9 protein-coding genes, 1 tRNA gene and 1 pseudogene are annotated in these 10,882 nt (G+C 61.8%); 5 read left to right on the forward strand and 6 right to left on the reverse strand.

Features of this window, described 5'->3' with window-relative positions:
- Position 1: 1 nt before the first annotated feature.
- A tRNA-Glu gene (locus CAF77_RS20050) sits at positions 2-77 on the reverse strand.
- A 388-nt stretch (positions 78-465) separates the two neighbouring features.
- On the opposite strand from CAF77_RS20050, the gene CAF77_RS20055 reads away from it, so the two are divergent.
- A complete protein-coding gene (locus CAF77_RS20055; RefSeq protein WP_011335462.1) occupies positions 466-1,224 on the forward strand; it encodes a hypothetical protein in 759 nt (252 codons plus the stop codon).
- Between the two features lie 629 nt (positions 1,225-1,853).
- Here the strand turns inward: CAF77_RS20055 and CAF77_RS29760 are convergent.
- From CAF77_RS29760 to CAF77_RS20070, 4 genes and pseudogenes are all read right to left on the reverse strand, one after another.
- Complete coding sequence (locus tag CAF77_RS29760) at positions 1,854-2,735, reverse strand: methyl-accepting chemotaxis protein (RefSeq protein WP_371857911.1); 882 nt, start codon at positions 2,733-2,735, stop codon at positions 1,854-1,856.
- A pseudogene (locus tag CAF77_RS29765) lies at positions 2,715-3,818 on the reverse strand (HAMP domain-containing protein); the annotation flags it as partial. The pseudogene CAF77_RS29765 and the gene CAF77_RS29760, both read right to left, overlap by 21 nt.
- 108 nt (positions 3,819-3,926) lie before the next feature.
- Entirely contained in the window at positions 3,927-5,327 is a 1,401-nt protein-coding gene (locus CAF77_RS20065; protein ID WP_064383523.1) for a PLP-dependent aminotransferase family protein, read from the reverse strand.
- A gap of 195 nt (positions 5,328-5,522) precedes the next feature.
- The gene (locus CAF77_RS20070; protein WP_064383524.1) at positions 5,523-6,284 is read right to left on the reverse strand and encodes an SDR family oxidoreductase; all 762 of its coding nucleotides are present in this window, start codon (positions 6,282-6,284) and stop codon (positions 5,523-5,525) included.
- Between the two features lie 228 nt (positions 6,285-6,512).
- Here CAF77_RS20070 and CAF77_RS20075 point away from each other — a divergent pair, with 228 nt between their 5' ends.
- On the forward strand, positions 6,513-7,517 hold the full coding sequence (locus tag CAF77_RS20075) for an NADP-dependent oxidoreductase (RefSeq protein ID WP_085655179.1): 1,005 nt from the start codon (positions 6,513-6,515) through the stop codon (positions 7,515-7,517).
- Positions 7,518-7,569: 52 nt separating this feature from the next.
- Here CAF77_RS20075 and pyrF read toward each other — a convergent pair whose 3' ends face one another.
- Complete coding sequence (gene pyrF, locus CAF77_RS20080; protein WP_007960372.1) at positions 7,570-8,268, reverse strand: orotidine-5'-phosphate decarboxylase; 699 nt, start codon at positions 8,266-8,268, stop codon at positions 7,570-7,572.
- Positions 8,269-8,551: 283 nt separating this feature from the next.
- On the opposite strand from pyrF, the gene CAF77_RS20085 reads away from it, so the two are divergent.
- The 3 genes from CAF77_RS20085 to xopAW form a co-directional block, all read left to right on the forward strand.
- Positions 8,552-9,313: a response regulator gene (locus CAF77_RS20085; RefSeq protein ID WP_371915542.1), complete on the forward strand. Its 762-nt coding sequence runs from the start codon at positions 8,552-8,554 to the stop codon at positions 9,311-9,313.
- Positions 9,313-10,362, forward strand: coding sequence for a cell wall metabolism sensor histidine kinase WalK (locus CAF77_RS20090; protein ID WP_085655180.1), 1,050 nt, complete (start codon positions 9,313-9,315; stop codon positions 10,360-10,362). The genes CAF77_RS20085 and CAF77_RS20090 overlap by 1 nt, the downstream gene beginning before the upstream one ends.
- A gap of 110 nt (positions 10,363-10,472) precedes the next feature.
- Positions 10,473-10,882, forward strand: a 410-nt coding sequence (gene xopAW, locus CAF77_RS20095) for a XopAW family type III secretion system calcium-binding effector (RefSeq protein WP_139831951.1), incomplete at its 3' end; no start/stop codon positions are given.

Here is a 10,882-nt window from a genome sequence, read left to right on the forward strand (position 1 = left end):
TTGGCGTCCCCTAGGGGACTCGAACCCCTGTTACCGCCGTGAAAGGGCGGTGTCCTAGGCCACTAGACGAAGGGGACACACTACAACATTCACTTCCTGCCGCGTTTCGCTGTGTGCTTTACGCTGCAAGTGGCGCGCATTCTATGGATGGATTGAAAGGTCGTCAACCCCCAGATATAAATTTATTTAAATCAATGACTTCGACCTGCTTTGCGCGCCATTTCCGGCTTTTGCGTCGCCCGACGATTGACGCCTATATTCCGACACTCGCCAAGGCGTTATAGTCCACGGCACAGGTGATGGCAATCTGCACCCCAAGGGCCGGCATTTATATAAGCGGTTCCTTGGCCGATACAGATACAGCTTCGCCGATCCAAACCCGTCGAGCGGCGCTAGGCTCCTGTATGCCAAGCCACTACACTCGCACGCGAACCCTATAAAGAGGTCTTACCGGTGACACCACTCATGATCACCCTGCTAGTCATAGCCGGGATCGCAATCTTGATCGCCATTGGCTACATGAACCATGTGGTGGAAAACACCAAACTGGAGAAGGCCCGCACCAAGGTCGAACTCAACGACCGCCTGCGCCGTTGTGGCGAACTGACCGAAACCTTCCCCGGCCAGTTCATGACCCCGGCCCTCAAGCTGCTGCTGACCCGCCTTGAGCTGAACGTCTGCCAGCGCCTGCTGAACCTGGAAAAGACCAGCGCCACCACCAAGGCCCGCATCACCGAACTGAGCGCCCTCGTGGCCCAGGGCGAATCGATCCCGGTCAACAACCCGCCGGCCCCGATCCAGACCGAAGCCAAGGCCAAAGACGTGCGCTTCCTCCTCGAAGCCCTCCACGGCCAGATCACCCGCGCCGCGCAGGACGGCTTCCTGCCACCGAACGAAGCCAAACACTGGATCCGCGAAGTCCGCCACATCCTCGTGCTGCTGCACATCGAGTTCTTCAACAACCTCGGCCAACACGCCCTCCAGCAAAACCAGCCAGGCCAGGCCCGCCTCGCCTTCGAACGCGGCGTGCAATATCTGCGCAAACAGCAAGACCCGCAAATCTACGCCGAACAACTCCAATACCTGGAAAAACTCCTGGCCCGCGCCAATGCCCAGGTCATGGACAAAATCGCCCCGGTCGAAGGCGAAGAAAACCAGCTGACCGCCGGCCTTAAAGATGTCGAGGCTGACGCGGACTGGAAGAAAAAAGTGATTTACGACTGAGTACAGTCAAAGAGAGAAGCCACCGGAAGGTGGCTTTTTTATTGCCCGCGAGAAAGATCAAAATCAAAAGCGCCCTCACCCCAGCCCTCCCGAAACGTCGGACCGCCCGTAGGGAGAGGGAGCCGACCGAGTTGATTGGGAGAGCCGACGTGAAAGACCGAGTCGCACTCGGGTTTTGAAACGCATGCAACCCAACTCACACTGCAGCACCGTCTGCTGCTTCTTCAGCTTCTTCAGCTTCTGCGTTGGCGTTGGCTTCCCACCACTCAAAACGATGAGCGTTAGCTCGAGTACCGCTTTTGACGTACCGGCCCCATCGGAAGGCTGAGTGGAGGGATTTATCCGGGGGTGGGAGCGCAGCGACCGTGCGGCGCAGCCGCATGCATCGAGAGGAGGTGCAGCGAAGCAAACCGTAGGCGATGCCCCCGGATGAATCCCGGAACGAAGGAACCTCGAGCCTCAGCGAGAGGCCGAACGCAGGGGCCCAGCGTTTTGGTTCCTTTGGGGCGTTTGCCAAAGGGACTCGCCGTAAGGGCGAAACCGCCAGCCGCAACACCCAAAGAAACGGATATTCACCCAAAACACCCCAAAACCTGGTCGGCCCAAAGGCCGCCAAGGTCAAATCCAAATCAAAGCCGAAAGTGCCCCACCATCCCCCTGAGCTCACTCCCCAACTGCGCCAGCTCAACACTCGAAGCCGCATTCCCGCGCATGGCAATCGAAGACTGATCCGCACTCGCCCGAATACTCGTCACACTGCGATTGATCTCCTCGGCCACCGAACTCTGCTCCTCGGCCGCCGCCGCAATCTGCTGGTTCATCTGCTGAATCAACGAAACCGCCGCCGCAATGCTCCCCAACGCACTTTCGGTCTGCAACGCATCGCTCACCGCCAGTTTCACCAGTTCGCCACTGCTCTGAATCTGCTGCACCGACGAATGCGCCGCCGAGCGCAAGGCGCTGACCAGCCGCTCGATTTCCTCGGTCGACTGCTGCGTGCGCCGGGCCAGCGCCCGCACTTCATCGGCGACCACCGCAAAGCCCCTGCCCTGCTCGCCCGCTCGCGCCGCTTCGATCGCGGCGTTGAGCGCCAGCAGATTGGTCTGCTCGGCAACACTCTTGATCACTTCCAGCACCGTGCCGATGTTCTGGATTTCCGCGCTCAGACTTTCGATGCTCGAACTGGCCGAGGTCGCCGAGTCCGCCAGTTGCTCGATCCGCGCCATGCTCTGACGCACCACCTGCTGACCGCTTTCGACCTTGCCATCAGCGGTCTGCGCTGCGAGCGCCGCTTCTTCGGCGTTGCGCGCCACATCATGAACGGTGGCGGTCATCTGGTTCATCGCCGTCGCCACCTGTTCGGTTTCCTCTTTCTGGCTGCTGACCTCAAGGTTGGTCTGCTCGGTCACCGCCGACAGCGATTGCGCCGAACTCGCCAACTGCTCGATCCCCGCCTGCAACCCGCTGACAATCGTGCTCAGGCCCGCGCCCATCTGCTGCATGGCCAGCATCAGTTGGCCGATTTCGTCGCGACGGGAGACCTCGATCGTTGCGCTCAGATCACCGGCAGCAATTTGTTGCGCCACATGAATCACGCTGCGCAACGGTGCGACGATCAACCGGGTGATCACCCACGCCGCAATCAGCCCGACCAGCAACGCCAGCGCCGATGAACCAATGATCAGCACCGAATTCTTTTTCAGTTCGCCCTGCATCGCGGCGTCTTGCGCGACATAGGCCTGTTGGACCCGCGCCACGACTTCGTCGGCCCGTTGGTGCAGCTGTTGATAAACGGTCTTTTCCTGGGCCAGCAATCCGGTGTACTCGGCCAGCTTGTCGCTGAAACCGGCAATGTGCCCCGACACTTCATTGAGCACCGTCAGGTAACCCTCATCCTTGACCGTGGATTTGAGCTGCTCGGCCTGGGCCTGAGCCTGGGCAGCCTGCTCGATATTGCCCTGACCGGCACTGTCGTCACCCTTGCGGCTCTGATCCAGGCGTACTCGCGCTTCGTTCATCGCCTGCAACATCAAGCGTGAGACCTGACTGACCTGACCGGCCTGCTCGATGAATTGCGCCCCGTCCTTGCCCTCGCTGTCTTTCAGGGTGTACGCGCCGTCATCGGCAAGTCCTGCCTGCAACACATCGAGATTGTTGGCAACGCTGGACACCGACCAACTGGCCATTTCCAGCGCCAGGTCCTTGGCCTGGGACAACGAGACGAATTCATCGAACGCCTTGCGATAAGCACCCAATGACTGTTGGACGTCATTCATGACCGACTCATTGCCCGGCGACAAAATCTTGAGTTGGTCGGCCATGGCGATCAGACCGTCGACGCCTTCGTGCAAGGCATCGACGGTTTTCGGGTTGCCGTGCAGGGCGTAGTCCTGCTCCAGCAGGCGCACCTTGAGCAAGCCACTGTTGAGCGATGACATCTGCTTGAGGCCATCGAAGCGCTGACTGATGGTTTGCAGGGACCAGACGCCAATGGCGGCCACCAGCGCCGTCAGCAGCAACACCAGCACAAACCCGATACCCAGTTTTTTTGCCATACCGAGGTTGGCAAAACGTCCTTGCACGGCCGAAATCATTGCGCGTAGTCCCCTGCCATAGTCTGTTGTCGAAGATTCGCAATGGCCTCGAACCAGCACAAGTCTCTGGCGTCGGAATAATGGCAAAAAGCTACGCTCGCGTCGTTTTCAGAACGTTCGAGGTCGATCCATGGCTGTATCGCGGAAAAACTGCCGTGCCCGTGGATCACAGGCGTAAGCCACGTTGATCCGCTGCCAGTCGCAGGCTTCGCCACTGGGGCTGAACGACGTTGCGCAGGCCAACCGCACACCGCATCGCAGAGCATGCCTGCGCAAGCGCGCCTCATCGGCCACTGGCGAACGTGCCCAGATGAACAGACCGCCGGTGGGCTTGCCGAACACCTCCCAGTCAGCATCTTCCAGCGCCTGAAGGGCAGCCGCACGATCGGTGGAAAGCCGCTGACGCTGACGCTGTACCAGTTTTCGATAGGCACCACTGGCCAGCAATCCGGCCAGAACCGCCTCGCAGAACCTCGAGGTGCCCATGCAACTGATCATCTTGACCCGCGCCATACGCTCGATCAGCTCGCCATCGGCCACCACGAAACCCACACGCAGCGAGCTGCTCAAGGTCTTGGAAAAGCTGCCGACGTAAATCACCCGCCTCTCGTCATCCAGCGCTGCCAGTCGAGTACCGCTACCGTTGTGCAAGTCGGCGTAGACATCATCTTCGATCAGCCTCAGAGCGTAGATCCTGCTCAACTCCAGGATTCGTCGGGCGACCGCCGGCAACAGGCAACTGCCCGTGGGATTGTGGTGGTGACTGTTGATGAACAGCGCCGACGGCCGAAACTGCTGCAGCAACGTCTCGAGCGCTTCGACATCCGGCCCGCCCGCCGTGCGACGAACCTCCAGCATGCGCACGCCGTGCAGGCGCAGGAGATCGAACAGGGGCGCATAACCGGGGGTCTCGACCACGACGCAATCACCGGCCTTGAACAACGTCCGCACGATCAGGTCCAGTCCGTGGCTGGCGCCAGCGGTGGTCATCACCTGTTCTTCGGCGGCCTTGATATTAAGCAACCCCAGGCGTTTGACGATCTGTTCGCGCAACGCCGGCAGGCCCAGGGGCGTGCTGTAGTTGAACAGACTGGCCATGTCGGCGCGCGTCACCTCGCGGATCGCATAGCCAAGATCATCAGGCTCGCGCCAACTCTCCGGCAGGACGCCACTGCCCAGCGTCAAACCGCCGCGCCATCGGGTGGCTGGATCGCCCCCACTGCACTGCCCCTCACTGGCGGAGCCATCGATCGCCTTGCAACACTCCGGCAGCGAAGCCGCCACAATGAAACCCGAGCCCTGGCGCGAGGCCAGAACGCCCTGCGTCACCAGCCGCTCGCAGGCCTCCATGACGCACGACTGGCTGAGCAGATTGCACCGGGCTATGTGTCGCACGGAGGGCAGGCGCGTCGTCGGCGGCACCTGCCCTTGCATGATCCAGTCGATCAACCCGTCAACAATCTGCTGTACGACCGGCACCATTGCCTGTCGGTCAATTCTCAATTCCATGAGCACGCAAACTCCTGTCCGTTTTTGCTGGCGGCAGTAAATCACAGCCACGTCCTTGAGACTGTGCGACAAAACCGCCAAAAACCTCCTTTCTCAATATTTGAAACACATTGTTTAGCGAATTCACGGAGCCACCCCCGAGACGATAAAAGCCCGCCGATGGGCGGGCTCGTTCATGCATCAGCCAATGGCCTCTCAGAAGGCGGTCACGCCACCATCCACGGCCAGCGAATGGCCGGTGGTAAACGCCGCGCCATCACTGCACAGGTACAGCACGGCGCTGGCAATTTCCTCGACCTTGCCGATACGACCGACCGGGTGCATCGCGTTGGCAAATTCGCCTTTCTTCGGATCCGCTTCATAGGCGCGACGGAACATGTCGGTGTCGATCACTGCCGGGCATACGGCGTTGACGCGGACTTTCTTCTTGGCGTATTCGATGGCGGCGGACTTGGTCAGGCCGATCACCGCGTGCTTGGAAGCCGCATAGATGCTCATCTTCGGCGCAGCGCCCAATCCAGCCACCGACGCGGTGTTGACGATCGCCCCGCCGCCCTGAGCCAGCAGCAACGGCAGCTGGTACTTCATGCACAGCCAGACGCCCTTGACGTTGACGCCCATGATCGCGTCGAACTCGTCCATCGAGCCTTCGGCCAGTTTGCCCTTCTCGATCTCGATCCCGGCGTTGTTGAAGGCATAGTCGAGACGGCCGTAGGTATTGATTACCTCGTCCATCAGATTCTTCACTTCGCTTTCGACGGTCACGTTGCAGCGCACGAAGGTCGCTTCGCCGCCGGCTGTACGAATCAGCGCCACGGTGCCCTCGCCCCCGGCCGCATCCAGATCGGCCACCACCACTTTCAGACCTTCGGCGGCGAACGCCTGGGCCGTCGCGCGGCCGATGCCGTTGGCCGCGCCGGTGACGACGGCTACCTGACCGGAAAACGTCATGCTCATTGTTATGTCCTCGAATGCGGGGGGATTGATGAAGGCAGCATAGCCAGAGGGGCCTGAGTGACGTCAGCACTATCAAAAGGCCGGTTAGGCTTGCATGAATCGCAGTGATGAAACCCATGGATCGACTATCACCGTACTGGATCGGCCTGCATTCGCCCCGTGAGCCAACCTTGCGGCATCGCTCATGAAGGTCTATCAACAAGGCTTCATTCAACTCGAGTGCCAGTCATGACCAACCAGACCAATCGCCAGTTCCTGCTCGCCAAACGCCCGGTGGGCGCCGCCACCCGCGAGACCTTCACCTATCAGGAAGTCCCGGTCGGCGAGCCGGCGGCAGGGCAGATTCTGGTCAAGAACGAATACCTGTCCCTCGACCCGGCCATGCGCGGCTGGATGAACGAAGGCAAGTCCTACATTCCGCCGGTGGGTCTGGGCGAAGTCATGCGCGCGTTGGGCGTGGGTAAAGTCGTCGCCTCGAACAACCCGGAGTTCGCGGTCGGGGACTACGTCAATGGTGCGCTGGGCGTGCAGGATTATTTCCTCGGTGAGCCCAGAGGTTTCTACAAAGTCGATCCGAAACTGGCGCCGCTGCCGGTTTACCTGTCCGCACTGGGCATGACCGGCATGACCGCTTATTTTGCCCTGCTCGACGTCGGCGCACCGAAAGCTGGCGACACCGTGGTGCTGTCCGGCGCTGCGGGCGCGGTGGGCAGCATTGCCGGGCAGATTGCCAAGATCAAGGGTTGCCGGGTAGTCGGGATCGCCGGCGGCGCGGACAAGTGCAAGTTCCTGGTCGATGAACTGGGCTTCGACGGCGCCATCGACTACAAGAGCGAAGACGTGTTGGCCGGCCTTAAACGCGAATGCCCGAAAGGTGTGGACGTGTATTTCGACAACGTCGGCGGCGATATCCTCGACGCCGTGCTCAGCCGTATCAACCTGAAAGCACGCGTGGTGATCTGCGGCGCGATCAGCCAGTACAACAACAAGGAAGCGGTCAAAGGCCCGGCCAACTACCTGTCGCTGCTGGTCAACCGCGCGCGGATGGAAGGCTTCGTGGTGATGGATTACGCCGCGCAGTACGCCAGCGCCGCCCAGGAAATGGCCGGCTGGATGGCCAAAGGTCAGCTCAAGAGCAAGGAAGACATCGTCGAAGGCCTGGAAACCTTCCCGGAAACCCTGGGCAAACTGTTCAGCGGCGAGAACTTCGGCAAACTGGTGCTGAAGGTCTGAAAACGAGGAAGGGAGCCATCGGGCTCCCTTCTTTGATGCTTCAGCTGTTCGCTCAGGCCAGTTCGGCAACCACCGAGGCCAGGGCCTTGGCCGGATCCGCCGCCTGGCTGATCGGACGGCCGATCACCAGATAGTCGGAACCGGCATCCAGCGCCTGACGCGGGGTCAGGATGCGACGCTGGTCGTCCTGGGCACTGCCGGCCGGACGAATCCCCGGGGTCACCAGTTGCAGCGATGGATGCGCGGTTTTCAGCGCAGTGGCTTCCAGCGCCGAGCACACCAGACCGTCCATCCCGGCCTTCTCGGCCAGTGCCGCCAGACGCAGCACTTGCTCCTGCGGCTCGATGTCCAGACCGATACCCGCCAGATCCTCACGCTCCATGCTGGTCAGCACGGTCACGCCGATCAGCAACGGTTGCGGGCCGCTGCGCTTGTCCAGCTCTTCACGACAGGCCGCCATCATGCGCAGGCCGCCGGAGCAGTGAACGTTGACCATCCATACGCCCATCTCGGCCGCGGCCTTGACCGCCATCGCCGTGGTGTTGGGAATGTCATGGAATTTCAGGTCGAGGAATACTTCAAAACCCTTGTCACGCAGGGTGCCGACGATTTCCGCGGCGCAGCTGGTGAACAGTTCCTTGCCCACTTTGACCCGGCACAGTTTCGGGTCCAACTGGTCGGCCAGCTTCAGTGCGGCGTCACGGGTAGGGAAATCCAGGGCGACGATGATAGGAGTCTGGCAGGCGGACATGGATGGGCTCTCAGGCAAGTCGAAATCGGCGCGCATTGTAGCGGAACCGGCGACGGCGCGGCACCCGATGATCGGTAAATCGTCGCGCCAACCGTGATCAGCATAGCCTTGCAGGGTATTGTGTCGAACCCGATACACAACCGACACGCCGGCAACATGCGCCCGCGCTAGCCTCGCCAGCCGCAACAAGTCCTTACAGCAGCCCTTCCCGCCTCACGGCCGGACGCCTATGCTGAAACCACAACCTCGCAGCCTATCTTTGTGGTTGGCGGCCTACTGGCAGATGAACAGCCTCATGCACAACTCCCAAGTCTCCGTGAACGACGAGCAGAAAGACGACAAGCGCTGGAGCATCCGCGCGCTGATCGTCGACGATGACGTGCCGATCCGCGAACTGATGATCGACTACCTGGCCCGCTTCAACATTCACGCCAGCGGCGTCACCGACGGCGCGGCGATGCGCCAGGCGATGCAGGCCGAGCATTTCGACGTGGTGGTGCTCGACCTGATGCTGCCCGGCGAAGATGGCCTGTCGCTGTGCCGCTGGCTGCGCGCCGAATCGGACATCCCGATCCTGATGCTCACCGCCCGCTGCGAACCCACCGACCGGATCATCGGCCTGGAACTGGGCGCCGATGACTACATGGCCAAACCGTTCGAACCTCGGGAGCTGGTGGCGCGGATCCAGACGATTCTGCGTCGGGTGCGCGACGACCGCACCGAACAGCGTGCGAATATTCGCTTCGACAACTGGCGCCTGAACAGCGTCCTGCGCCAGCTCATCGCTGACGATGGCCTGGTGGTGCCGCTGTCCAACGCCGAATTCCGCCTGCTCTGGGTGTTCATCGAACGTCCGCGCCGGGTGCTCAGCCGCGAACAGTTGCTGGACGCCGCCCGTGGCCGCTCGATCGAAGCCTTCGACCGCAGCATCGACCTGCTGGTCTCGCGCCTGCGGCAAAAACTCGGCGACGACCCGAAAGCCCCGCAGTTGATCAAAACCGTTCGCGGTGAAGGCTACCTGTTCGACGCGCGAGACATCGGCTGATGCGGGCGCGCTTCGACACGCTGTTCGGCCGCCTGTTCGGCGTGCTGTTGGTGGCGATCGTCCTGGCGCACTTGCTGGCTTTCGCCTGGTTCCGCCTCTACGGCCCGCCTCCCCCACCTCCGCCGCCAGAGTTCTCGCAAAACCTCGACGGCAAACAGCCGCCGCAGGATCCACGTTACCCGCCCCGTCCGCCGCGCCCCTGGTTCGGCGGGCCGATCGTGCCGCTGACTTTCCAGTTCATCTCGCTGATCATTGCCGCGTGGTACGGCGCCAAGCTGCTGACCCGGCCGATCCAGCGCCTGAGCGACGCCGCCGAGCGCCTGAGCGAAGACCTCGACAGCCCGCCACTGGACGAAACCGGCCCCCGGGAAGCACGGCAGGCTGCGTACACCTTCAACCTGATGCAGCAGCGCATCCGCGAACAGGTGCAGCAACGCGCGCGGATGCTCGGCGCCGTCTCCCACGACCTGCGCACCCCGCTGTCGCGGCTGAAACTGCGCCTGGAAAACATCAACGACGACAAGCTGCAGGGCCAGATGCGCCAGGATCTGGACGACATGATCGGCATGCTCGACGCCACACTCACCTACCTGCACGAACAACGCACCAGCGAAGCGTTGCAGTTGATGGACGTGCAAGCGCTGGTCGAATCGCTGTGCGAAAACGCCCAGGATCAAGGCGCCGACGTGCAGGTCAGCGGCCACTGCGCCCCGTTGCAGGTACAGCCGATGGCCCTGCGCTCGTGCATCAACAACCTGATGGACAACGCCCTGCGCTACGCCGGCCAAGCGCACATCGAACTGCAAGACCAGCGCGAACAACTGCTGATCCGCGTCATCGACCATGGCCCGGGCATTGCGGCGGACAAGCGTGAAGCGGTATTCGAGCCGTTCTTCCGCCTCGAAGGCTCACGCAATCGCAACTCCGGCGGCGTCGGCCTGGGCATGACCATCGCCCGGGAAGCGGCACAGCGCCAGGGCGGCCAACTGACCCTGACAGAAACACCCGGCGGCGGCCTGACCGCCGTGATCCAACTGCCTCGCCACTGATCCCGACTGTGTACCGACCGGTACAAACCCCACATACCCACGACACCTTGCGACTGGAGGCTGCATAAGCCGGTACACCCACCGGTTTTCCAGTCCAAGGAGTGAGCCCGATGATCGGTAGCGTCAGCAACTACACGAGCTATACCAGCACCAGCAGCACCTCCACCCAAAAAGCCCGCAGCCAGCAACTGCAAAAGGAACTGTTCGCCAAGCTCGACAGCAACGGCGACGGCGCGGTGGATCAGGACGAACTGGGCAGTGCCCTGTCACAAAAGTCCAACGACGGCCTGCTGGTCAGCCTGAGCAAACAATTCGGCGATCTGGACAGCGACGCCAGCGGCGGCCTCAGCGCTGAAGAAATGACCGCCATGGCCCCTCCGCCGCCACCGCCCCACGACCAAGCGCCGAACACCGAGTTGGTAGCTGTGCTGATCAGCGCCATGGACAGCGACGTCGACGGGGCCATCAGCGGCGACGAACTGAGCACCGGCTTGACCAGCGCCGGCAGTACTGCCTACAG

It is taken from the genome of Pseudomonas sp. R15(2017) (assembly GCF_002112685.1).
In the GTDB taxonomy this organism is placed as follows: Bacteria; Pseudomonadota; Gammaproteobacteria; order Pseudomonadales; family Pseudomonadaceae; genus Aquipseudomonas; species Aquipseudomonas glycinae.